Raw genomic sequence first — 24,107 nt, 5'->3', positions numbered from 1 at the left:
AGTCACTGATTGTTATCCAAGAAGGGAAATTTGCTGTCTTAAGCAATCAATAACTCACCCTTTTTAAATAGCTTCCATTCACCTGCGCCGAGTACATTCCATTGCTCATCTTTAGTTAGTGGCCGAGTGGCGATGACAGTTACTACGTCATTGGGAGTGGTTTCTTTATTAAAATCAACCACGACATCGGTATCAATCAACTTGGCCTTACCAAACGGTGCACGTCGGGTTATGTAGCACAAATTATTGCTGCAAAAAATCATTAAGTGTTCACCGTCACTTAAGATCATATTAAACACACCAAGAGCTCTTAACTCATCGGCTAAGGTCGCAACAAAGCGATAAACAACTAGCATATCGTCAGGAGCAGCATCACCGAATTTTTCTACTACTTGGTCCATTATCCAACAAAATGCCATCTCACTGTCAGTATCCCCCACGGCATTAAAGCGTTTACCAGTAAATTTACTTTCGTAATCACTCAACTGCCCATTATGAGCATAAGTCCAATACTGGCCCCAAAGCTCACGAGTAAATGGATGCGTATTTTCAAGAGACACGCAGCCACGGTTGGCTTGTCGAATATGACTAATCACCACTTCGCTTTTAATGGGGTAAGATTTTATCAACTGAGCAATATGCGACTCGCTGCTAGGGCGGGCATCTTTAAAGGTTCTACTACCTTTGCCTTCGTAAAAAGTAATTCCCCAGCCATCAATATGAGGCCCTGTCACGCCCCCTCTTTCTGCTAAGCCAGTAAAGCTAAATACAATATCAGTTGGCACATTGGCACTCATTGCCAGCAACTCGCACATGAATCTTAATCCCATTCAATCAACTACAACTTCAATCATTATATTCTAACTAGTTGCGTGCCGTTGTGAAATCCTCTGTGGAAACAAAAATAATTTAAACATTTGTTTGAAAATGCTTGTATTGAAAGCAACTAGCGTATAAATTTTATGAGACACAGGTCTGACCACACACTATAATTGTGACATAGATTCACAAAATAAGTGATTACAACATGTGATCTGTCACAACATAAAAGGAGATATACAGTGACCACCCTACTTTGGATTTTGGCGATGATTTTTACAATAGGCGCATTTGCCTATCTAAGAGTCTCCCTCCTCACCGCCACCTTAGGTACTGCCATCGTCATGGCACTAGGTACAGGTACAGCAGCGATTAGCCCATTAGTATGGATAGCTTTTTTGGTTATCGCATTACCCCTAAACATAAGCTCATTTAGACAAAACGTTATTTCTGCTTCATTACTTAAAATGTATCGCGGAATAATGCCAGAAATGTCGACGACAGAAAAAGAAGCCATCGAAGCTGGTACAACTTGGTGGGAAGCTGACTTATTTGCTGGCAAACCAGACTGGAGTAAACTCCACAACTACGCAAAAGCAACACTGAGCGCTGAAGAGCAAGCATTTTTAGACGGCCCCGTCGAAGAAGTGTGCAAGATGGTAAATCAACATCAAATTTCGCATGAATTGGCAGACCTACCACAAGAAGTTTGGCAATACCTAAAAGATCATGGTTTTTTCGCCATGATCATCAAGAAAAAATATGGTGGTTTAGAGTATTCAGCTTATGCGCAGTCTCGCGTGTTGCAAAAACTTGCCGGTATTAGCAGTGAATTAGCATCAACTGTTGGCGTACCCAACTCATTGGGTCCTGGCGAGTTATTACAACATTATGGCACGACGGCACAGCAAGATTACTACCTACCTCGCCTAGCAAAAGGGCTTGAAGTGCCTTGTTTTGCATTAACTAGCCCTGAAGCGGGTAGTGATGCTGGCGCCATCCCTGATTACGGTATTGTTTGTAAAGGTGAATGGGAAGGCGAAGAAGTATTGGGCATGAAGCTGACATGGAACAAGCGTTACATTACGCTGGCACCTGTAGCAACAGTACTAGGTCTTGCGTTTAAACTTCGCGATCCTGAAAAGTTATTGGGCAATAAAGAAGAGCTCGGTATTACTTGTGCACTTATTCCAACTGATGTTGAAGGTGTAGAAACGGGTCGCAGACATTTCCCACTTAACTGTATGTTCCAAAACGGGCCAACCCGCGGTAATGAAGTTTTTGTTCCACTTAGCTTTATTATTGGTGGCGCAGAAATGGCCGGCCAAGGTTGGAGAATGTTGGTTGAATGTTTATCTGTAGGCCGTGGTATTACCTTGCCATCTAACTCTGCTGGCGGGATAAAAACCGCTGCCGTTGCAACAGGTGCATACTCACGGATCCGTCGTCAATTTAAAATGCCTATTGGTAAGCTTGAAGGTATTGAAGAGCCAATGGCACGCCTTGGCGGTAATGCCTACCTAATGGAAGCCGTAACCTCGTTAACGACAACGGGCATTGATTTAGGTGAGAAACCTTCAGTTATATCAGCAATAGTTAAATACCACCTCACCGACAGAATGCAAACTTGTATCATTGATGCAATGGACATTCACGGCGGTAAAGGGGTTTGCTTAGGTCCAAATAACTATTTAGGACGTGGCTACCAAGCAGCACCAATTGCGATTACGGTTGAAGGGGCAAACATTCTAACTCGTTCAATGATTATTTACGGACAAGGCGCAATCCGCTGCCACCCATATGTACTGACTGAAATGGAATCAGCATTTGATCCTGATGCAGCTAAAGGTCTTCGTGATTTTGATGCCGCCATCTTTGGTCATATCGGTTTCACCATCAGTAACCTAGCGCGTAGTTTCTGGATGGGGCTTACTTCAAGTCGCTTCTCTAATGCGCCATATTCAGATTCAACTAAGCGTTACTATCAACACATGAACCGCTTTAGTGCTAACTTGGCGTTACTGTCAGACTTAGCCATGGCAACCTTAGGTGGTAACCTTAAACGTAAAGAACGTATTTCGGCACGTTTGGGTGATTTACTCAGTGAGCTATTTTTGGCTTCAGCAACGCTTAAACGTTTTGAAGATGAAGGTCGCCTTGCTGAAGACTTGCCTCTAGTTCAGTGGGCCGTTGAAGATTCACTTTATAAACTGCAAACGTCACTCGATGATCTACTCGACAACTTCCCTATGGGACTAGGTTTGCCATTACGGGCGATTATCTTCCCATTTGGTCGTCCATTGAAACGCCCATCTGACGTACTTGATCACAAGGTGGCTAAAATTTTACAAACACCTTGTGCAAGTCGAGATCGTTTAGGTGCCGGTCAATTCTGGACACCAACTGAGCACAATGCCGTTGGTATTCAAGAACAAACCTTTAAAGACATCTTAGCCTCAGAGCCGATTTACGACAAAGTCTGTAAAGCCGCAGGTAAACGTCTACCGTTTATGTGGTTGGATAAAATCGCAGCCGAAGGTAAAGCACTTGGAGTACTAAGTGAAGACGAAGTAGCGTTACTTGAACGAGCTGAGATTGGCCGGATGAAGTCAGTTAATGTTGATGACTTTGACCCTGAAGAACTTAAAGCCCGTACGCTTGAGTTTGCCAAGCAGGAACAAGCCGCTTAAGACACTAACTAGCTGATATATAAAAGCCAGGTGATAATATCATCTGGCTTTTTTATTACCTGCTTGCTCTATAAGCAATATATGCGAAAGTCATCTGTTTATCCGCATAATATAGCTCACGCTTCCCTGCAGTCTGTCGTTAATTCGCTTCTTCCGCTTTGACCATCGGTTTAATGTTACCGGGTATCAAGCTGATTAACTCTACCCCTACAGTTAAACTTGCTGCATCTGCCGCACTGATCACTATAAGCTTGTTGTCTTGTAAATACACTAACGGTATCGCGTTTTGACCGTGCTGCGCCATAAACATTGAGTAGTCAAAGCTTTCAGTTAACCGAGTACTTTTAATGCTTGCGCCTTTTGCCATTAAACTCGCTAATTTTGAATACGAGATAGCATCACCAAACAAACATAAACGTTTTAAATATGACTCCGATAACTGATGTCTAGCACTACTGCCGTTGACCGTAGTTTCAACATTATTTAGCCCGTATACTTTTTCCACCCCAAATATATCTTGAAAGTAAAAACTAACTAAAGGGTTAAGTTGCCGATATGGAGACATAATCAACACCCTACCAATACCACTCATATCCATATGATTTTCAGCATGTTCAGAGGCTGGGTTACCAAAATAGACCGGAATGTTGTCCATGCGTGCTAACCGAATATTATCCCAGTTATTATCTGCTAATAGCACAGTAATATCATGAGCTTGCAATGTTTTAGCTAACGCACGGGAAAACTGTGATGCCCCATAAATCAACAAGCCTTGTGATGAAGAGGCCTTAACGCCCAATACTTGAGCCCAATGCCCAGCCGTTAAGCTTTGGATCACAACAGTGCCAATAATAATTAAAAACACTAACGGCACAATCAGCTCTGCTCCAGCCACTCCCGCGGCTTCTAACTTAATCGCAAACAATGAAGATACGGCTGCTGCTACAATGCCACGAGGCGCTACCCAACTCAAAAACCACTTGTCACGGCTTGAAAGCGAGGTTCCCACCCCGCAACACCATATACTTAAAGGCCTAGCAATTAACATAACCACAACTAATAAGCCTACACCCTGCCAACCTAAGCTAATTAATGCATCAGCATTTAATCTAGCAGCTAATAAAATAAACAATGCAGAGATAAGTAACACGGTAAGTGTTTCTTTAAACTCGAGAATGTCGCTGATCTCAACGCCTTTCATATTTGCTAACCATATGCCCATAACCGTTACCGACAGTAGACCAGCTTCTTCCTGCAGTACATTGGACCCCACAAACACGGCCAACATTAAAGTTAACACTGCGGTATTACGTAAATAATGCGGTAACCAGTTATGGCGTAAAACTAGCCCGACAAGGTAGCCGCAAAATGCGCCTAAACCTAGCCCCACCAGCAACATAATGCCTAATGAATGCAATACGTGGGTGGTGGAATTTGCGGCCACCGCCATGTATTCAAACACTAGCACCGCTAATATGGCACCAATAGGATCAATCACAATGCCTTCCCAACGTAATATGCTGGCCAGCTCTGTTTTTGGCCTTACGCTGCGTAACATAGGTACAATCACCGTTGGCCCCGTCACTACCACTAAAGCGCCAAATAAAGTAGCCATCGGCCAGTCAAAGCCTATTAAGTAATGCGCAGCAACACTTATACAGCCCCAGGTAATAGCAGTGCCTAATGTTACAAGCCGAGTCACCATGCCGCCATGCTCTTTAATCTCTTTAAAGTTCAAGGTCAAAGCACCTTCAAACAGGATAACTGCGACACCTAATGAGATTATCGGAAATAGTAAATCACCAAATATGGCATCTGGATTAAAAAAGCCAAGCATAGGGCCAAGAATTAAGCCACATAGCAACAGCGGCAAAATGGCCGGCAACCTAAGCCGCCAGCCCAACCATTGGCAAAATAGCGACAACACGCCTAACAAAGCGAGCATAGCGGTGATCTGCTCTAACATGACTATTCCTTATTCATAAATTGTACTTATTGCACTGCTTAACATAGAAGTAAAAGCTGTAATTTACAAAATTCCCCCGATTACTACAGTGGATAAGCCCGGCTGTACATAATCAAAACACAAGGTAATCAAACGGTGGAAAGCACGTACAAATGCAGATAACGAATTAATGAAATATGACGGGTGCATAAATGTTGGAGTTTAACGAATTTCAGGCATTCAAGCTTAAAAACTAGAGCCTTTGTAGCGAGGATCAAATGAAATGTGAATAAGGTGTCAGTTAAAAAACATCATGTACTGTGACAATCAGCCGTCACAGTGCAGTGAGCTCCCCACCGCACTATGGTGTTTTAATTAAAGATAACCCGCGACATTGGGTTTGTCTTCTTTCGTTTTAAACAGCTTAACAATGGTGACAAAAAACAGTGGCGCAAAGAACACCACTAATACCGTTGCGGCAAACATTCCCCCCATTACTGACGTGCCGATTGCATTTCGAGCGTTTGCCCCAGCGCCTGTACTGATCACTAACGGCAACACCCCTAAAATAAACGCAAACGAGGTCATAATAATCGGCCTTAATCGCATGACACAAGCTTGAACCGTAGCATCAAGCAGGTTGGTACCTTGGTCATATAACTCTTTGGCAAATTCAACAATTAAAATAGCATTCTTAGCTGTAAGCCCAATCGTTGTCAGCAAGCCAACCTGAAAATACACATCATTTTCAAGGCCCCTGAGCATAATTGCTGCTAGAGCACCTAGTACGCCTAACGGCACGACTAAAATAATCGCCATCGGAATTGTCCAGCTTTCATAAAGTGCAGCTAAACAAATGAATACCATCAGTAATGAAATACCATATAAAATTGGTGCTTGATTACCTGCTTCAAGCTCTTGATATGACATTCCCGTCCAGCTCACTTGTATGTCATCAGATAGTTCTGCCGCCAACCTATCAATTTCAGCCATGGCATCACCTGTACTATATCCTGGCGCAGCTTCACCTAATATTTCAACAGCTGAGTTACCATTATAACGGATAAGTTGAGGTGATCCTTGGCCCCAGTGCGACGAACTAAAAGCAGATAGGGGCACCATTTGATTTTTATTGTTACGTACAAACCACAGGTCAAGGTCCTCAGGTGACATGCGATAATTGGCATCAGCTTGAATATACACCTTTTTGGAACGACCACGGTCAATAAAGTCATTAACATAAGATGAAGCCCACGCAATCGATAACGATTGATTAATATCGTCAATCTCAATCCCGAGTACTTTTGCTTTTTCATAATCAATATCGAGAAAAAATTGCGCATTGTCTTCTAACCCATTTGGCCTGACTCGCTGTAACACATGGCTTTGCGCTATTTTGCCTAACAACTGATTACGCAACTCGATCAACTGCACGTGTCCAACATTACCTACATCTTCAAGGTAAAAATCAAAGCCTGAAGCTTGGCCTAACTCTCTAATAGCTGGGCTACTAAATGCAAAAACTGCCGCTTTTTTATAACCTGCAAAATGCTCCATGGTGCGCTGAATAATTGAATCGACATTAGTACCTGTAGTCGTCCGTTCAGACCAATCTTTTAATCCGACAAAGCCCATACCCGCATTTTGGCCTTTGCCTGAAAAGTTAAACCCTGCAACCGTAAACACTGTTTTAACGGTGTCAACCTCGTGTTGTTCAAAGTAATCTTTTACCTCCCCCATCACCTCCTGGGTTGCTTTTAAAGTTGACCCCGTGGGTAATTGAACCATCACCATAAAGTCACCTTGATCCTCACCTGGTAAAAAGGAGCTCGGGATCACGTTATACATATATCCGGTTCCAGCAAATAACAGCCCATAAATAGCTAAAAAACGCAGTGGACGTAACAACAAATGATGAACTGAACGACGATACTGGCCCAATACTTTATCAAAAAGGTTATTAAACACGATAAAGATCTTAATCGGCGATGCTTTATCTGCTGGTTTTAACAATGTCGCACAGAGCACCGGCGTTAGAATTAAGGCGACCAATACAGACAACAACATGGCGGAAACTATAGTAAGTGAAAATTGCTGATAAATAACGCCTGTAGAGCCAGACATAAAGGCCATTGGAATAAATACCACGGTTAACACCATCGTAATACCTACCAAAGCACTGGTGATCTGCCCCATCGACTTTTTCGTCGCCTCTAATGGAGTTAAATTCTCTTCATGCATAATGCGTTCAACGTTTTCCACCACTACAATCGCATCATCAACTAATAATCCAATCGCAAGTACCATAGCAAACATCGTTAAGGTGTTTATTGAAAAACCTAATACTGACAAAACACCAAAAGTGCCGAGCAGTACAACCGGTACCGCAATGGTGGGAATTAACGTGGCTCTGAGGTTTTGTAAAAACAGTAGCATCACAAAGAAAACCAACGCTACCGCTTCGAACAACGTCTTGACCACCTCTTCAATTGAGATCCGAATAAACTCATTACTGTCGGTTGACTTAGTCAGCTTTAACCCTTCCGGAAAGCCCTTTGACAATTGCGCAAGTTTTTCATCAACCCTTGCCTGCGTATCTAAAGAGTTAGCCCCCGAGGCTAAGGTTATTGCAATACCCGATGAATCAAAGCCATTGAAATTAGGAATAACGCTGGAATCTTCACCCGCAAGCTCAACCCTAGCCACATCTTGTAATCGAATTTGCGAACCATCCTCGTTAACGCGGAGCAAAATATTTTTAAATTCATCTACTGTATTCAACAAGCTTCGCGCAGTAATGGTGGCATTAATTAATTGAGAGCCTGTAGCGGGTGTGCCACCAAGTTGACCAACCGTTACTTGGCTGTTTTGCACAGAAACTGCATTTGATACATCAACTGGAGTTAAGTTGTAACTGTATAGCTTAGCGGGATCTAACCAGATCCGCATAGCATAAGAAGGGCCAAATACAGTCACACTACCTACACCGCTGACACGGCTAACAATATCTTTGATACTAGAGTTAGCATAGTCTTGAATATCCGCCGCGCTCATACTGCCATCAGGGGAATAGATATTGGTCACCGACATGAAGCCAGATGAGCTTTTAGTCACTGATGTACCCTGGTTTTGTACTACGGCAGGTAAACGACTACTGGCTTGCTGTAAGTTGTTTTGCACTTGTACCTGCGCAATATCGGGATCAGTTTCAGCACTAAAAGTCAGCGTGATTGAGGCGCTCCCGGATGAATCACTGATTGATGACATATAAAGCAAATTATCCAGCCCGGTCATACTTTGCTCTATCACCTGAGTAACGCTGTCTTCAATTGTTTTAGCTGAAGCCCCTGGGTATGATGCTGAAATGGTGATGGCCGGCGGAGCAATGGTTGGGTACTGTGCAACAGGTAATGTAAATATTGCAGCGATACCTGCTAGCATAATCACAATAGCGATAGCCCAAGCAAAAATTGGTCTGCTAATAAAAAAACTCGACATAATTTACCCCTGCTCAGATAGTTGCGGCAAACTACTTTGTGTATCGGTGCTTTCTTTATTTTGACTCGCTTGTGCTGAGTTTATTTGGCTTGTTGTTTTGTCACTGTCTACCACCACTTTTAAATTATTTTTTAAATTCATTAAATTGTTTATTACAACTTTATCGCCCACTGATAGCCCGGTTTTAACCACCCAACCATTACCAACTTCATTGCCAAGTTCAACTGCCTTTTTAACCGCTTGGCTATCGCCGTTTACGACAAAAACATAAGAGTCACCAGACTGACTTCTGACAACCGCTGATTGGGGCACAATAAGATAGTCACGCGCTTCTGGAGCTGAAATATGCGCTCGCACGTACATACCTGCCAACAGTGTATTATCGGGGTTAGGAATAATTGCGCGTAAAGTGACAGTCCCCGTCGAACCTTCAACTTGGGTATCAACAAACTCTAAATGTCCTTCGTGCTCATAAGCGGTGCCATCCTCTAGGGTAATTAATACCGGCACTATGTGCTTCTTCCCCCGAACACTAAAAAATTCCTGCTTAAGTTTATACAGTGAAACCGATGATTTTTTCATATCGATATACACATTATCAGTCTGAATAATTGTAGTAATATAATCTGACTGGCCTGAGGTTAATAAAGAACCGTCAGACACTAAAGAGAACCCAGCTTGACCTGATATTGGCGCTTTGATTTGGGTATATGAAAGCTCTATATTGGCATAGTCTAATTCAGCCTGCCGAATGGCCACTTCTGCTTTTGCTTGTAAATACGAAGAGTTGGCGTCATCAACCTGCTCCTGACTCGTCAACTTTTGTTTCATCAGTTTGACATAACGATCTGCGCTTTTTTTACTGGTGACTTCATTGGCTAGCGCTTTCTTTAATTGAGCTTTGGCACTATTGACTGTGGATTGGTAACTAGTTGGGTCGATTTGAAATAACACATCACCCGCTTCAACAAAGCTACCCTCTTGGTATAGCCTACTTTGCACGATACCCGTGATCTGTGGGCGTACTTCAGCCTCTTTAAAAGCCGTGATACGACCAGGTAATTCACTCGTTAACCGTATATTGCTGTATTCCAACGTTAAAGTGTCAACATGCAAAGAAGCCTTTGGTTTCCCTGCGCCAATTGTTTGCTCGCCACACCCTAACAGCCCCAATGGCAGAAAGAGCAATAATTGGTACTTTAGTGTATTAACAAAAGACATAGGAAACCTTTAGATACAGTTGTAATTATTTAGTTAACAATAGAGCATAGATTAAAACTGGACTAAAGGCGTTAAATCTTGTAGGTGAGCATTGGGGCTCATATTTGTTGGCAAAACTCTCCTTAACCTGCCTACCTTCATCCAAGCCACATCTTATTGAAACTTTGAAAAAACACACAACAACCAACTAGCAACCGATGAATAACCACAGCAAAACTCAACAACAACCAAGCCACAACATAACCTGTGGTTAGTATTATCAAAGACAGCGACAAGCTCTTTTACTGATGCATATTTGAGCAACCAACATCATTTACTGCTATTCACCCAACAAACGCTATAGGGACTGCCTTGGTAAAATGCTAGTCTTGCAACCGTTTTATTGCCCCTGATTAAAAGGGGCCAGATAAAACACCTCATCAACAATCGATGTGACTTTAACTCGCACATTAATCGCATTAGGACTTTATGAAAAAGCTTTTACTCATTTGGCTGTTCCCGGCTTATTTATTTGCACAACCTAGCGAGGTTATGCCGATTAAATCACTACCTGTTGGCCTTGATTTACCGTTTTTTGCTGACAAAGAGCAAGCCAAAGTGCGGGTAAGTGAATACCAAACAGCAATTGATAATATTGATGAAAATTTAGATAACTGCATCCAACAGTGTGAGTCGTTAACACTGCAAAAGCAGCAATATACCAAAGCATTAAAAGACCATTCGACTAAAAACGGTTTACCGCTGTTTTCTATTTTAGGTGGGCCTGGCTATATGCCAGAAACAGGGCTGATGCTCGCGGCTGGTGCTCTATATTCATTTTCTACCAACAGAGAGCAGCAAGCACTGCAACGCTCTAGTTTCACATTAGTGGCCATTACCAATGAGCTAGAAGATGGCGTAGGGCTGGGGCTACGGTCAAAACAAAACCTATTTTTCGATGATAATGCGACCCGCTATATTGGTAACCTCACCATGGGTAAACAAAATGAGTATTATTGGGGTATTGGTTATGATGCAGGAAAAGCACAAGAGTCATCTAATGATCTGTTGTTTGAGTATAACTTTATCAACTATGAAGGTAACCTAACCTTCGAAAACCGCTATGGGTTCTATATTGGCCCCGCGCTAAGAATTAAATATTACCAACCAGATCAAGATTCATTACCTCAAACGGCAATTGATGACCCCAACTTTCAAGCTTTTAAAGACAAACCATTGTCACTGGGCTTAGGTGTGGTACTTGAAAAAGATACGCGAGACTTTTCGGTCAACGCTTGGAGTGGTCAGTTTTTAAGTTTCGAATATATTGCCCATTCGAAAAAAATAGGCAGTGACAACGACTATCAAAAGATCGCCTTAGACTACCGTTACTATTACTCTTTTGCAGCAGGACAAGTTTTAGCTTTTTATAACGCCTTCCAGTGGAGCGAAGGTGACACTCCTTATTATGATATGCCAACATTAGGCGGACAAGACTCTCTGCGGGGGGTGTATAAAGGTCATTACCGTGACAACAACACCATCGAAAATAGTGTTGAATATCGTCATACTTTTAAAAATAGCAGTGGTGAGTTAACTAAACACGGAATGACCATTTTTACCGGTATAGGTTCGGTAGCAGACAGCCCAAATCAATTATATGAAAACATTATTCACAGTTATGGCGTAGGTTACCGCTATGAAGTACAACCCCGCATGAATGTCAGAGTCGATTACGGCAGAAACTCAACTGAAAGTGGTTTCTACTTGACCTTTAATGAGGCATTTTAACTCCAGTTAATAACCACTAATATTGATACTGAGGTCACTCTCAGTATCAAAAAAACATATTCTACAATTATCAAAACAATCACGAATACAATTGAGCAACTGCAACAACCACTATTTTTGAAGTATTGATATTTATATAATAGTACTTGACTCCCATTCTTGTTGAATATGCTTTTGCAGTTCACTAATAAACACATCAACTCTTGGCAAACGAAATTGACGTGAAAGGTATACAGTGTATACATTATTCGCATCATAAATTAAGCCGTCGAACAGAATTTTATAACGGTCTGCAGGTAACTTTTTTAATAAACCTTCTGGTAAACAAGCCACCCCTTTATTAGCTAACATCATTTGTGCTAAAGCTTCTGGTGAGTCAGAAGAAGCATAACTGTTAATATGAATAATATTGCTTTGTTCGCAGCCTGAATTCCAGCTTAACTCTTCTTTTTTTACATTTGAATGCAGTAATGATAGAAATGGTAATTGTGTTAAAGCCTCTGGTGACTTCGGCTCGCCATGCAATGCAATAAAGTCGTTACCTGCACAAAAGTACCTTTTTGAACGGTACAATTTTTTAACGATAAGCGATTCATCTTTAGGTAAATTAGGACTTATGGCGACATCGAAATCGAGTAACTCATTAATTTGTCTTCCTTGTCGACTTTGAATATGCAAATGTATGTTTGGATACTTTTCTTGAAACGAAATTAAAAAATCATCAGCCAATAAATTTAAAAAAGCGCTCGGGATCACCAAGCGTATTGCGCCGCTCATACTGTCATCCTGGCAACTGATCTGTGAGCGGATAACATTCATTTCATTCGTTATAACGGTTGATCTTTCAAGTAACATCTCACCTTGCGGAGTTAAGGACATTTTTTTGCCACCGCGATGAAACAAAGCCGCGCCAAGCTCTTGTTCTAAAATTTTTATCTTTCGACTGACTGATGATGAAGGAACGTCAATGATATCGGCAGTGTTAGTTACGTTCAGTGTTTTTGCCAGCACTTGAAAAATCTCTAAAGCATTTAAATCCATAACATGTCGCTCTATACAACAAAGACAATATCAGCATAACAAATTGCTTGTTTTACTATTAAGACAAGTTCGTTGTTTTGGCTAATAAAACAAATTCAAGTCACATTTCAGCTGTTTTAACAAAATGTAGGTAATGCACATATTTATATAAAGTTGGATCTATCGCTCTTAAATTTGCTTTTTAAATAGATTGCATTTGATAAGTATATCAAGCTAATCCATAAACTGTGATTTATGGATTACTTTTTAACATTCACAGTGGCATATTACATCCCATTATCTGGCGAGATCCCCACTCAATAATTAGGTAGTCTTTATCTCGAAAATACTCTATTTGTTAACGAGGTAAGACCCATGAAAAAATCTACCCCATTAAAGTTATCATTACTCAGTTTACTTGTTTGTGGTATTGCAAATGCAGGTTCTTTTCCACCAGCGCCCGCCTTTGGCGAATTAGGTGCCGTGGTTATCGACCCATACCGTCTATCTCCTTTGACGGCGCTTATTGGCTTAGATAGCCATACTGTAAGCGATGTGCATGTTATGGTTCACGGTAAAGGCAAAGATGGCGTTGATATTAATTATGATGTCAGTAATACCTCGGTTAACACTCACGATGGGATCCCTGTGTGGGGCCTTTATAGTGATCATGCCAATAAAGTCACAGTCAAGTTTAAAAAAGACGGTAAGTCTTTCAGTGAAGATTATACAATTATTACTAATGCTGTATCTAACCCATATATAGACAGTCGTAACATTACTGCTTTACCGCAGGTGAAAGTGACTACCGTTGACCAAAAATTTAAAGATAGACTGTATTTAGTCAACTCAAATACCTACAGTGCCGATGGTGCCAATTTAAACTGGGCGACACCTAAACCCATTGGAGCTAAGTTTACAGATCCCGCTCCAGCGGGCGGTGCAATGCCGTTTGACATGCCCCCTTTAACGTATGTTGTCGATACTAAGGGAGAAATCCGTTGGTGGATGAATTCTGAAAACTTCTACGATGGATTTGATATTGACGCCAATAAACGTGGTTCACTAACAGGGCTTAATCTGACCAAGCAAGGGACTTATACTTTTGTTATGGGTCAAAGCTATGGCGAGTTTGATTTGATGGGCCGCATGACTAAATCCCGCTTACCTCGTGGTTATATCGATGCTTCCCATGAGATAAATCAAACAGATAAAGGTAATTACCTGATCCGGGCCGCGAAACAAAACTATAAACGTGCAGATGGCTCTTACGTTAACACGGTACGTGACCACATTATTGAAGTCACACCAGGTGGCGACGTTGTCGATGTGTGGGACCTCAATAAAATTCTCGATAACACACGCGAAGATGTATTGCTGGCACTAGATGCGGGCGCTGTTTGTATGAATGTTGATGTGAACGCACAAGGGAAAACTGTTGAAGTTGAGCAAAATGCGCCCTTTGGTGATCTTGTCGGGGTTGGAGCTGGTCGTAACTGGGCTCATGTAAACTCTGTTGAATACGACGCCAGTGATGACTCTATAATTTTGTCAGTCCGTCATCAGGGTGTAGTTAAGATCAGTCGTGACAAACAAATTAAGTGGATTTTGTCGCCTAATGTTGGTTGGGGCAAGTTAGCCAATAAGGTATTAACCCCTGTCGACAGTAAAGGACGCAAACTGAACTGTAATGGTGTGAGGTGTGAAGGTACTGACTTTGATTGGTCGTTCTCACAACATGATGCCAAACTTAGCAGTAAAGGGACGTTAACTGTCTACGATAACGGTGGAACCCGTGGGTACGAACAACCAGCTCTAAAATCAATGAAGTACTCACGATTCGTCGAGTACAAGATTAACGAGAAGAAAGGCACCGTAGAACAGGTATGGGAATATGGTAAGGAACGCGGCTTTGCATGGTTCTCACCCATCACTTCTAATACCGAGTATCGAGCTGACCGTGACACCATGTTTGGTTTTGGTGGTTCAGTTAATATCTTCAAAAAAGAAGGCACTATAGGTCGTATTAGCGAAATTGATTACAAAACCAAGCAGGTCAAAGTTGAGATAGACGTCATCAACGACAAAGCCCATGCACCACACTACCGCGCCCTTATTGTAGAGCCAAACAGCCTATTTAACTTCTAGCCTAGAGCAACGGCTCGTTAGATAACACATTTAATTTTGTGGCGTAGCAATACGCCACCTTTTCTGAGTAAACTAAATATGAAAAAAATTGCCCTACTCTTAATGACACTTGCACCACTTTCTATGGCCCAGGCTGAAGTATTAAAACAAAATACATCCGTGGGGATAGGATACCGCGCCAATATTGGTTCAGCAGTTGAAGATGATTCCAATATGAATGAATATTTAGTGCTGAAAGCCAAGCACAAAACGATTACCGACTGGGGTTCAATTACCATAGCCGGTCGTATGGAAAACCCATTTGGGCTGACAGCTGAAAAACCGAGTGGCAAAGATGCTGCTATTGCTTACAAAACGTTTATTGATACTTACTACAACCTTGGCAGCACTAACATTCAATTTTGGTGGAATGAATTTTCGGTGAGTAACCAAAATATTGGTGAGTTTACCAATGCGATAGGTTTTGCTTATGCGCCTAAATTAGGTAAATTAAAAGCAAAAATAGCTGTTGCAGCCCCCTATACGGTTTCCCATTCTCCACTGCGCAATTACGATGGTATGCTTAGTGCGGCCATGACGAGAGTCGAAGCGGCCTACCCCATTGCTAAAGGCGCCGTTGTTTTTGGAATGCTAGACTCAAATTGGGATCGTAAAGATGGATACCGTGAAACCTTTGGTTACGGCGAAACACATGGACACCATTTGGTTATTGGTGGTAATTATAAAATCAGTCAATCTTTCAAAATTGCCTTGCTTTACCACAATTATCAAAGTTGGGGTGGATATGCACAAGATGGTCAGGTCATTGAAACCTCAATTAACTACGTCTTTTAAACAGCCAATCAGTTTACCTTAACTCCAAAAGGCTCAAGTCTTGCTAACATGTATAGCGTGCTATTAAGTACGGCATCACCTTTAAACCAATAGGTAAAGGTGATGCTATTAATAATTGGAGAATGCAGCAAATTTATTCGCTAACCTTTCACCTATGTGTAATCACTTACCTTGTACCACATGAACTTGCCATATTAGGTTTAAAGCTAACATCAACACTACAAAACATTTGAATAACGCCGTCACCGAATCAATTATTTCTCGCATCCATAACATATCAATTGCGTCCGCCCACAAGTCATAATAACTGAGCAGCCTAAACAGAAAGGCAAAAGTGACTTTTAATCACGGCTAACAGTTTTACTTGGTCGTAATACAATAAGCTGATCAAAGTCACATATATATAAGTCGTATATTTAAACAAAATGATGTTTTACATCAACATTGATGGAGATCAGTACTGGCTGCAATCAAAACGCTACAGTTGCAATTGTAATACAACATATAGCACTAAAAATCATGCCATATACCATCAGATAATTGGCATAACGAAGTTCGCCCAGCATAAGTATTGCTGTTGATTATATCAAGAACGATGAAACTTAAGACTATAGGTTACATTTAAAATAAATAGCCTTAGACATAACTTAATTAGCGACACAAATATCAAGACCTATAAAACTATGAATACATAATTATAAACTGTACGAGTTAGCTTAATTTTTATTGATTAAGTTAACCCATACTTAATGAAACAGGATGTCATTAATGAACAGATATATATTAAGTACGATTACACTCACAGTCACCGCTTTAACCTGTATAGCAGCAGTGCAAGCTGAAGTCTTAAAGCAATCTACTAGTCTAGGCACTGGTTATCGTTTACAAATTGGTGACGATTCAGAAGCATCAAATCAATTTAGCTTTTTAAGCCTCGCCCTCAATCACACTACTGTTGCCGACTGGGGTTCGATTAAAGTAAAAGGAAAAATGGAAAATGTGTTTCAGCTAGAGGATGAAGATAGACGCGGCAATGAAGCCAATGTTATCTATAAAACATTTGTCGATACCTACTACAATATCTCAGATACTGGAATTCAAGCGTGGTGGAATGAGTTTTCCAGAGCAAACCAAAAACTGTCTGAATTCTCAAACGGCCTAGGTCTCGCGTACCCGATGAAGCTGGGAGCATTAAAAGTCACTACCGGAGTAGCAGCGGCCTACTCAGTAGCGAACTCTCCAACAAAAGCAGATTCTGATGGTAACGGACGCTTTGTTGGTTACGCCTTTACGACCACACGTATGAATCTAAGCTACCCAATCAATAATAACCTCACTGCAATAGCACTGTGGGAGGCGCGATGGGACAGAGATGAAGACTTTAAAGCAATTTTTAAGTGGGACGAAAGTAGTGGGCACCATGCATCAACAGGCTTAAAATACAAATTCTCTAAAAAAATGTCTGCTAAAGCGGTTTACCATTATAAAGTTGATTGGGGTGGATATGATGAAGATGGACAATCTCTCGATGTCAGTTTCGGTTATAAATTTTAAACTGTAGCAACTGAGCTTTAATAATTCGCTTTATCAATATTTATAGCGGCACAACTCAGCGCCAAAAAACGGAAAGCTATGCGTTTATCAGACGGTAGCTTCCCGATTTGAAACACGCTATTCATTCTGCATATAACAGCCAAAACGAAAAAAGCCCCATCTTTCGATGAGGCTTTAATCTTTGTGTTGGCGGAGTGGACGGGACTCGAACCCGCGACCCCCGGCGTGACAGGCCGGTATTCTAACCAACTGAACTACCACTCCTAAACTATCATTAAACTCGCTAGCGAATTTAATACTGCCTGTTATGTCACTAACAAACAGATAAAAATTTAGCACTTGATTGGCGGAGCGGACGGGACTCGAACCCGCGACCCCCGGCGTGACAGGCCGGTATTCTAACCAACTGAACTACCGCTCCTCATCAAGTGCCGACGATAATACTTACCCAACTAAAGTCCGTCAATCACTTTTTACTACAAATGCTATCGTTTAGCCAAAAAACGAACAACCTCGTCTTCTACTGGCTAAATGTTCTGCGTTTTATCGACATCCGGTGTTTGGTTATCATTATCTTCTGGCATTGTTAGGTCAATTTCATCTAACTGGATCTCGTCTTGCTCTTGTGACTCTTTATCGATTCTCGCTTGCGTTGCTGCTAGCGCTTTTTTTAAGTTACTGCGTTTTCGAATAAACAATAGACATGCAATGCCGAGTGTAAATATGAGCGCGTTAACCGTAATAAGCCAGAAAATGGCGTTCTGTTTAGCGCTTTCTTCCTCTTGTTTGGCTTTAATCGCCGCCTTTGCAGCAAGCTCTTCAGCCGTTGGCGCTGGCGCAGGTGGTTCAACATAATTAAAAAACTGCTCGGGTAAGCTAAGTACTATCTCTCTGCCGCCCAGAGTCGTACTCACGGCAGTTAACTTAATTCGGTAACTACCATAATCAGTTACTTTCGCTAAATGAAATAGGCTTTCAGCCTGCTCAATATCTGACACCACAAAAGGTAAACGCATGCCTCCAGGGCCTGTGAGTTCGGCATTAATATGCGTCTCAGATAACACCAATTGGCTGTCATCAACGTTAATCTTTAAGTCCCACTCGCCTGGCGCCGTAGTCAGTGGTTCAGCCACATCAACACGAATGGGCCGCCTCGATAGCCTCAATGATTTGCTATATGTACGTTCTAACACTTCATTTCCAGCTTTCAAATGCAGTGTATAGCCACCCCACGGCTGATTTAAGTCAAGTTCGCTGGTAAACACTCCATCATCAGGCCGCTCATCGAGTTCTTCGCCATGATCACGATACGTACCCACTACAATGGTGCCTGCGGTAAAGTTTTCATCGTCAGCATTATTATCACTCACAAACTTTGCAGTCCAACTCATTAAATAGTCAAGACCACGCAAACGTACCTTTTGCTCGTCACCTAGTAATCTCGCGGTAAGTTTGATGCGTTCGCCTTGAAATATGGGCTGGGGGAATGGGTCCACATCTATGGATAGTTTTGATACTTTGTCGATAACAGAGCCTTCAACCACTTTACCCAATAATTGCCAAGGGCCTGGCGTAGGCTTATCAATAATGATCATATCGCCTGTTAAGCCATCCATCCACTTTACATGTTCAGGATGCCTATCAACATACCATTTGCTTCCATCTGGCTGGATGATGATAACCGGAGCACTGCCGTAATCACGCTGAATAAGCAGCGTGACACTGTCAACCATATGGTCAATTCTAAACCGGTTTTTTAGCTCTGTAGCTTGATTTGAAAGTACGACTTGAGCAACAGCGCAGTGACCTAGCATCAACCACACTGCCGCAATACAAACTGTTACGCATTTAATCATAAAAAGAGGTCTATCCCCGCCAGATGCATTGTCCAGATTTGGCAACCAAATCAAGTCGTTCTTCATGTCTTAGTAATTCATCGGCCGATGCACGAATCACTTTAGTTTTTGCACGGCCTTCAGCAAGTTTATTGATCCCTCCGCCCTCTTGACCAGCAATTTCACTTGAAAGGCTCAAGCTAGTCTGCCCACCCGTCATCATTAAATAGACGTCGGCTAAAATTTCAGCATCGAGTAACGCGCCATGTAAATCACGACGAGAGTTGTCTATTCCATAACGTTTACAAAGGGCATCAAGGTTATTTTTTTGGCCAGGATGCAAAAATTTTGCTATTGCGAGTGAATCCAGAACTTGGCAAATAGACTCTGTTTTCGGCCCAATAGGCTGCAGCATCGAAAACTCATGATCCATAAAGCTAATATCGAAGTTCGCGTTATGAGCCACAATTTCTGCGCCATCAATAAACTCAATAAAACTCTTCGATATTTGATGAAACTTAGGTTTGTCGGCTACAAATTCATTGGTGATCCCATGAACCTCAATCGCCTCGTCGTCAATAGGCTGTAACGGATTGATATATTCATGGTAATGACGACCCGTTAACTTACGATTGATCACTTCAACACAACCAATCTCAATAATGCGGTGACCAAGATAAATAGGGCCACTTGCTTGGTTCATACCGGTGGTTTCGGTATCTAGAATAATCTGACGTTTAGCGCTTGAAATTATATTCATGTGAATTAATGCATTTCTCAGTTAAATTTTTTGGGTATACTCGCCCAGCATTTAAGCTATGGTATCAATTTGATGACTGGACTGAAACAGATCTCTATCTTCACCGATGGTTCGTGCCTAGGAAACCCTGGGCCTGGGGGCTACGGAATTGTAATGAAATACAAAAAGCAAACCAAAGAGCTTGCTGATGGTTTTGCCCTTACGACTAACAATCGGATGGAGATGCTTGCGCCTATTGTCGCATTAGAAGCATTAAAAGTCCCATGCCAAGTAATATTAACCAGCGATAGTCAATACATGCGCCAAGGCATCACACAATGGATCCATGGCTGGAAACGTAATGGCTGGGTTACATCAACCAAACAACCAGTTAAAAATGTTGATTTATGGCAACGACTTGATGCTGTCAGTCAATTACACAAAATTGACTGGCGCTGGGTAAAGGGACATGCTGGCCATGTTGAGAACGAACGCTGTGATGATTTAGCAAGACAAGCGGCAGAAAAAAAGCCCAGCCAAGAAGATGCTGGATATTTAGCGCAACAAGCCTAGTTATAAGTGTCCAGTGCTTTGCGTTAAATATGTCGTTTATTGGCGTTAAATAAACTCTCCGCTTTGGGCTATACCTACTGGCTCCCCCAAATGGCCAAACACGACAGGATTAGGTCGCCCTCAACATCATTTTAAGGCTGATTTATATCTTAGGCAGCTCAACACGGTGTTCAGTCCGGCCGGCGCTCGGCGCTGTAGACCACTTAGCTTGCTTAACCTTGCGCCTTTCTCGCAGAGGCGTTAGCGGAGATTCCAGTTTTCTTGCCACCAAAATATATAGGCTACCAGCGCTGGGTAACCACGACTTCAACGCGTGCGACCAAATACTTTCGGTGTTGACGTCATTAAGTAAATGATGGTGTAACAAACGCTCATCGGCAACAACTTGATAGCCGAGTAATCCGAGCCAATCTTTAACTCGTGAGGGCATGAAAAAACGCCCATTCCACGGGATCTCTTGTTGGTATTTTGGCAAGATTTTACCCATGAACATCGGACTCAACGGGTTAAACCCTGTAATCACCAGGTGACCACCAGCAATTAGCACACGGTCGACTTCACGTAACAGACGATATGGATCGGCTTCAAACTCAAGTAAAAAGTTCATCACCACGGCATCAACACAGCTATTTTGGATTGGCAGTTGATGATAGTCCGCAACAATATCCGCTTCGGGAGCATCATACAAAGAGTATAGGCTGTTAATCCCTACCCCCGTTTTATCTATTTTGGCACTGAGAGGTCCAAGGTTCAGCATGTAATAACCAAACAATCGTGGCCACCAAGCAAACAATGTAGCTTCAATGCTTTCACGCATCACAACGCCATTGGGTAATTCAGACCAATGATACGGTTTTAGAGGAATACCTGTATGAGTCAAAGCCTTCTCCTGATCAGCTGAAGCTCTACTTTAATAACGAAAGCGGTATACAAGCAATAGCTTTGCTAAGTAAACTTGTTTTAGTGCTCAAATTATTAGGATTAACTATGTTAACTGTTACGCCACTTACCGCCTTTAATGATAACTACATCTGGGCACTGCAAACATCACAAAACCACGGCGCATACGTGGTTGATCCGGGTGATGCTAATGTGGTTATCGATTTTCTAAAAACAAACCAGCTACCATTACTTGGTGTGCTAATCACCCATCATCACCATGACCACACTGGCGGTATTGCACAATTACTACAGCATTACGGTATTGATACACCGGTTTATGGACCGCAAATAGAAAACATTAACGGAGTAAACCAACCAGTTAGCGCCACTAAATCAGTGTTATTGAAAAACATAGACCTTAATGCAGAAATCATTGAAGTGCCAGGGCATACGCTTGGTCATGTTGCTTACTTAATTGACAATATATTGTTTTGCGGAGACACGCTATTTAGTGCAGGCTGTGGCCGCTTATTTGAGGGAACTGCCACACAAATGCAGCAATCACTCGCCCTGTTGAGTGACCTTCCCGAAAGCACCAAAGTTTACTGCACTCACGAATATACATTAGCCAATTTAGCCTTTGCCAATGTGGTCGAGCCAAACAACGCAGAACTGATCCGTTATACCCAGCAAGCCCAGCAATTAAGAGCCAATAAAAAGCCAACTTTACCGTCATCAATCGGGGTTGAAAAAGCAATTAACCCTTTTTTACGGACTCATACGCAAGTATTGCAAAAAACAATATCTGAGCAATTCCAACAACCTATCAATAATAGTGCCAAAACCTTTGCTCTTCTGCGCAAATGGAAAGACAATTTCTAATAAATAAACTACAATAGCTCGCTAATCGAGCACGACCAAACCAGATAAAGTCTGGTTTTTTTGTGCCTAAATAGAGGACTGACATTTTACATGCGCGTACCCATTTTATTTGTCGCAGGGGGATTTGCCCTGCTGACAGGTTGTCAAAACTTAGGCAACCAACCAACGACTAAAACGCCAGAAACTGCGCCACAAGTGGTAGAGGAAGTAGTTGTAGCTCCCGTTATCGCCGAAGAGATCCAGCCTGTTGAGATCACCGATATTTGGCAACGGATCCGTCTCAATATGCAGATGGACGTTCCCGATGAAAAGTTAGTCAGACAATACCGTGATTGGTACATCAAACACCCACAGCATTTAGAACGCGTATCTGAACGTGCAACACCGTTTATGTTCTTAATTGTAGAAGAGTTAGAAAAGCGTAATTTACCAATTGAACTCGCCCTACTGCCGATTGTAGAAAGCGCATTTGACCCTTTCGCCTATTCACATGGCGCCGCTTCAGGGTTATGGCAATTTACCTCGCCAATGGCACGTCACTTTGGCCTGCAAATGAACTGGTGGTATGACGGACGACGCGACGTACCAGCGGCAACTATTGCGGCCTTAGACATGCTTGAATACCTTTATGGCAAAACGGGACAAAACTGGTTATATGCAATAGCTGCATATAACACCGGTGAAGGTCGTGTCATTAACGCCGCAAAACGTAATAAAAGTAAAGGCATCGCAACTGACTTTTGGCACTTAAACCTGCCTCGTGAAACTGAGCGTTATGTACCGCAACTATTGGCTCTTGCAGATGTAATCAAGCATGCCGATAAATACGGAATAACCTTAACGCCGATCAGTAATAAAGCCAAAATTGAAGTGGTTGAAGTCGGTAGTCAAATTGATCTCGCGTTAGCGGCTGAGCTGGCAAACATGACAACGTCTGAGTTACACCAACTCAACCCAGGCTTTAACCGTTGGGCAACAGCTCCTGAAGGGCCGCACTCTTTAGTGTTACCCATTGATAAAGCTGCGGCGTTTAAAGTTGCACTTAATAACACCAAAACAAGCGACAGACTTAATTGGGAACGTTATAAGATAAAATCGGGTGACAGTTTAGGTGTAATCGCCAAACGTTATCGCACCTCGGTTTCAGCAATAAAGTCAGTAAATAACATTAAAGGCAACACTATTGTTGCAGGCAAATATCTACTGATCCCTGTTGCTGCTAAAAACTTAGATGAGTATTTGTTATCAGCCGAGCAGCGCAAAAGTCGTAAACAAGACAAGAGCCGAGGCCAACAAAAGCTGACCTACAAAGTAAAGTCTGGCGACTCACTGTGGAAAATAGCTAAGCAACATAAAGTCAAAACATCACAGTTGGCTAGCTGGAATAGTATGGCGCCCAAAGATCCACTACAAATTGGCCAAAAACTGGTTATTTGGACAGGTAAAAGCACCACAACGAAACAAAGTTTGACCGAAGTATTACGTACGGTTAATTATAAAGTGCGCAATGGTGATTCACTCGCCAGAATTGCGAACAAATTTAACGTGACGGTAAGTGATCTTGTGCGTTGGAACGCGCTTGAAAAAAGCAAATATATTCAACCAGGCCAAACGCTCAAGCTATACGTTGACATGACAAAAGTCAGAGCTTAATTAAATTTATACTATTGATTTTTAACAATAAAAAATGCCGACAA

At 42.0% G+C, this 24,107-nt stretch carries 16 protein-coding genes and 2 tRNA genes; 8 read left to right on the top strand and 10 right to left on the bottom strand.

All coding sequences use genetic code 11. The features are described 5' to 3' along the window. Nucleotides 1-38: 38 nt before the first annotated feature. On the bottom strand, nucleotides 39-815 hold the full coding sequence (locus tag RGE70_RS07755) for a class II glutamine amidotransferase (RefSeq protein WP_310470916.1): 777 nt from the start codon (nucleotides 813-815) through the stop codon (nucleotides 39-41). 246 nt (nucleotides 816-1,061) lie between these two features. On the opposite strand from RGE70_RS07755, the gene fadE reads away from it, so the two are divergent. Next, complete coding sequence (gene fadE, locus RGE70_RS07750) at nucleotides 1,062-3,509, top strand: acyl-CoA dehydrogenase FadE (protein ID WP_310470915.1); 2,448 nt, start codon at nucleotides 1,062-1,064, stop codon at nucleotides 3,507-3,509. Between the two features lie 139 nt (nucleotides 3,510-3,648). Here fadE and RGE70_RS07745 read toward each other — a convergent pair whose 3' ends face one another. The 3 genes from RGE70_RS07745 to RGE70_RS07735 all read right to left on the bottom strand — a co-directional run bounded on the left by RGE70_RS07745 (nucleotide 3,649) and on the right by RGE70_RS07735 (nucleotide 10,173). Beyond that, nucleotides 3,649-5,475 carry a cation:proton antiporter gene (locus RGE70_RS07745; RefSeq protein WP_310470914.1) on the bottom strand — a complete coding sequence of 609 codons (1,827 nt, stop codon included), beginning with the start codon at nucleotides 5,473-5,475 and terminating at the stop codon, nucleotides 3,649-3,651. A 354-nt stretch (nucleotides 5,476-5,829) separates the two neighbouring features. Beyond that, a complete protein-coding gene (locus RGE70_RS07740; RefSeq protein WP_310470913.1) occupies nucleotides 5,830-8,952 on the bottom strand; it encodes an efflux RND transporter permease subunit in 3,123 nt (1,040 codons plus the stop codon). A gap of 3 nt (nucleotides 8,953-8,955) precedes the next feature. Continuing rightward, nucleotides 8,956-10,173 carry an efflux RND transporter periplasmic adaptor subunit gene (locus RGE70_RS07735; protein WP_310470912.1) on the bottom strand — a complete coding sequence of 406 codons (1,218 nt, stop codon included), beginning with the start codon at nucleotides 10,171-10,173 and terminating at the stop codon, nucleotides 8,956-8,958. A gap of 468 nt (nucleotides 10,174-10,641) precedes the next feature. Here RGE70_RS07735 and RGE70_RS07730 point away from each other — a divergent pair, with 468 nt between their 5' ends. Next, nucleotides 10,642-11,943 carry a BamA/TamA family outer membrane protein gene (locus RGE70_RS07730; protein WP_310470911.1) on the top strand — a complete coding sequence of 434 codons (1,302 nt, stop codon included), beginning with the start codon at nucleotides 10,642-10,644 and terminating at the stop codon, nucleotides 11,941-11,943. Between the two features lie 132 nt (nucleotides 11,944-12,075). On the opposite strand, the gene RGE70_RS07725 is transcribed toward RGE70_RS07730, so the two are convergent. Further along, nucleotides 12,076-12,984: a LysR family transcriptional regulator gene (locus RGE70_RS07725; RefSeq protein ID WP_310470910.1), complete on the bottom strand. Its 909-nt coding sequence runs from the start codon at nucleotides 12,982-12,984 to the stop codon at nucleotides 12,076-12,078. A 354-nt stretch (nucleotides 12,985-13,338) separates the two neighbouring features. On the opposite strand from RGE70_RS07725, the gene RGE70_RS07720 reads away from it, so the two are divergent. From RGE70_RS07720 to RGE70_RS07710, 3 genes are all read left to right on the top strand, one after another. Continuing rightward, a complete protein-coding gene (locus RGE70_RS07720) occupies nucleotides 13,339-15,111 on the top strand; it encodes an aryl-sulfate sulfotransferase (protein ID WP_310470909.1) in 1,773 nt (590 codons plus the stop codon). Between the two features lie 78 nt (nucleotides 15,112-15,189). Next, the gene (locus RGE70_RS07715; RefSeq protein WP_310470908.1) at nucleotides 15,190-15,945 is read left to right on the top strand and encodes a hypothetical protein; all 756 of its coding nucleotides are present in this window, start codon (nucleotides 15,190-15,192) and stop codon (nucleotides 15,943-15,945) included. 768 nt (nucleotides 15,946-16,713) lie between these two features. Next, nucleotides 16,714-17,499, top strand: coding sequence for a hypothetical protein (locus RGE70_RS07710; protein ID WP_310470907.1), 786 nt, complete (start codon nucleotides 16,714-16,716; stop codon nucleotides 17,497-17,499). Nucleotides 17,500-17,686: 187 nt separating this feature from the next. Here RGE70_RS07710 and RGE70_RS07705 read toward each other — a convergent pair. From RGE70_RS07705 to dnaQ, 4 genes are all read right to left on the bottom strand, one after another. After that, nucleotides 17,687-17,763 (bottom strand) — tRNA-Asp (locus RGE70_RS07705). A gap of 80 nt (nucleotides 17,764-17,843) precedes the next feature. Next, nucleotides 17,844-17,920 (bottom strand) — tRNA-Asp (locus RGE70_RS07700). Nucleotides 17,921-18,026: 106 nt separating this feature from the next. Continuing rightward, nucleotides 18,027-19,355 carry a TIGR03503 family protein gene (locus RGE70_RS07695; protein WP_310470906.1) on the bottom strand — a complete coding sequence of 443 codons (1,329 nt, stop codon included), beginning with the start codon at nucleotides 19,353-19,355 and terminating at the stop codon, nucleotides 18,027-18,029. 10 nt (nucleotides 19,356-19,365) lie between these two features. Beyond that, the gene (dnaQ, locus tag RGE70_RS07690) at nucleotides 19,366-20,094 is read right to left on the bottom strand and encodes a DNA polymerase III subunit epsilon (RefSeq protein WP_310470905.1); all 729 of its coding nucleotides are present in this window, start codon (nucleotides 20,092-20,094) and stop codon (nucleotides 19,366-19,368) included. A 72-nt stretch (nucleotides 20,095-20,166) separates the two neighbouring features. Between dnaQ and rnhA the strand changes: the two genes are divergently transcribed. Continuing rightward, complete coding sequence (gene rnhA / locus RGE70_RS07685; RefSeq protein WP_310470904.1) at nucleotides 20,167-20,646, top strand: ribonuclease HI; 480 nt, start codon at nucleotides 20,167-20,169, stop codon at nucleotides 20,644-20,646. A 142-nt stretch (nucleotides 20,647-20,788) separates the two neighbouring features. Here the strand turns inward: rnhA and RGE70_RS07680 are convergent, their stop codons facing one another. Further along, nucleotides 20,789-21,526: a class I SAM-dependent methyltransferase gene (locus RGE70_RS07680; RefSeq protein WP_310470903.1), complete on the bottom strand. Its 738-nt coding sequence runs from the start codon at nucleotides 21,524-21,526 to the stop codon at nucleotides 20,789-20,791. A gap of 107 nt (nucleotides 21,527-21,633) precedes the next feature. Here RGE70_RS07680 and gloB point away from each other — a divergent pair, with 107 nt between their 5' ends. Further along, the gene (gloB, locus tag RGE70_RS07675) at nucleotides 21,634-22,410 is read left to right on the top strand and encodes a hydroxyacylglutathione hydrolase (RefSeq protein ID WP_310470902.1); all 777 of its coding nucleotides are present in this window, start codon (nucleotides 21,634-21,636) and stop codon (nucleotides 22,408-22,410) included. Between the two features lie 90 nt (nucleotides 22,411-22,500). Beyond that, the gene (locus tag RGE70_RS07670) at nucleotides 22,501-24,063 is read left to right on the top strand and encodes a lytic transglycosylase (RefSeq protein WP_310470900.1); all 1,563 of its coding nucleotides are present in this window, start codon (nucleotides 22,501-22,503) and stop codon (nucleotides 24,061-24,063) included. Nucleotides 24,064-24,107: the final 44 nt, after the last annotated feature.

It is taken from the genome of Shewanella youngdeokensis (assembly GCF_033180165.1).
Lineage (GTDB): Bacteria > Pseudomonadota > Gammaproteobacteria > Enterobacterales > Shewanellaceae > Shewanella > Shewanella youngdeokensis.
Note: the sequence above shows the minus strand (reverse complement) of the source record. Positions and strands in the feature narration are given on the sequence as shown.

Coding starts and splice junctions, on each gene's coding strand:
- RGE70_RS07670 (WP_310470900.1), top strand. CDS start 22,501: ATGCGCGTACCCATTTTATTTGTCGCAGGGGGATTTGCCCTGCTGACA.
- RGE70_RS07710 (WP_310470907.1), top strand. CDS start 16,714: ATGAACAGATATATATTAAGTACGATTACACTCACAGTCACCGCTTTA.
- gloB (WP_310470902.1), top strand. CDS start 21,634: ATGTTAACTGTTACGCCACTTACCGCCTTTAATGATAACTACATCTGG.
- RGE70_RS07725 (WP_310470910.1), bottom strand. CDS start 12,984: ATGGATTTAAATGCTTTAGAGATTTTTCAAGTGCTGGCAAAAACACTG.
- RGE70_RS07740 (WP_310470913.1), bottom strand. CDS start 8,952: ATGTCGAGTTTTTTTATTAGCAGACCAATTTTTGCTTGGGCTATCGCT.
- RGE70_RS07735 (WP_310470912.1), bottom strand. CDS start 10,173: ATGTCTTTTGTTAATACACTAAAGTACCAATTATTGCTCTTTCTGCCA.
- dnaQ (WP_310470905.1), bottom strand. CDS start 20,094: ATGAATATAATTTCAAGCGCTAAACGTCAGATTATTCTAGATACCGAA.
- rnhA (WP_310470904.1), top strand. CDS start 20,167: ATGACTGGACTGAAACAGATCTCTATCTTCACCGATGGTTCGTGCCTA.
- RGE70_RS07745 (WP_310470914.1), bottom strand. CDS start 5,475: ATGTTAGAGCAGATCACCGCTATGCTCGCTTTGTTAGGCGTGTTGTCG.
- RGE70_RS07695 (WP_310470906.1), bottom strand. CDS start 19,355: ATGATTAAATGCGTAACAGTTTGTATTGCGGCAGTGTGGTTGATGCTA.
- RGE70_RS07755 (WP_310470916.1), bottom strand. CDS start 815: ATGTGCGAGTTGCTGGCAATGAGTGCCAATGTGCCAACTGATATTGTA.
- RGE70_RS07730 (WP_310470911.1), top strand. CDS start 10,642: ATGAAAAAGCTTTTACTCATTTGGCTGTTCCCGGCTTATTTATTTGCA.
- RGE70_RS07720 (WP_310470909.1), top strand. CDS start 13,339: ATGAAAAAATCTACCCCATTAAAGTTATCATTACTCAGTTTACTTGTT.
- RGE70_RS07715 (WP_310470908.1), top strand. CDS start 15,190: ATGAAAAAAATTGCCCTACTCTTAATGACACTTGCACCACTTTCTATG.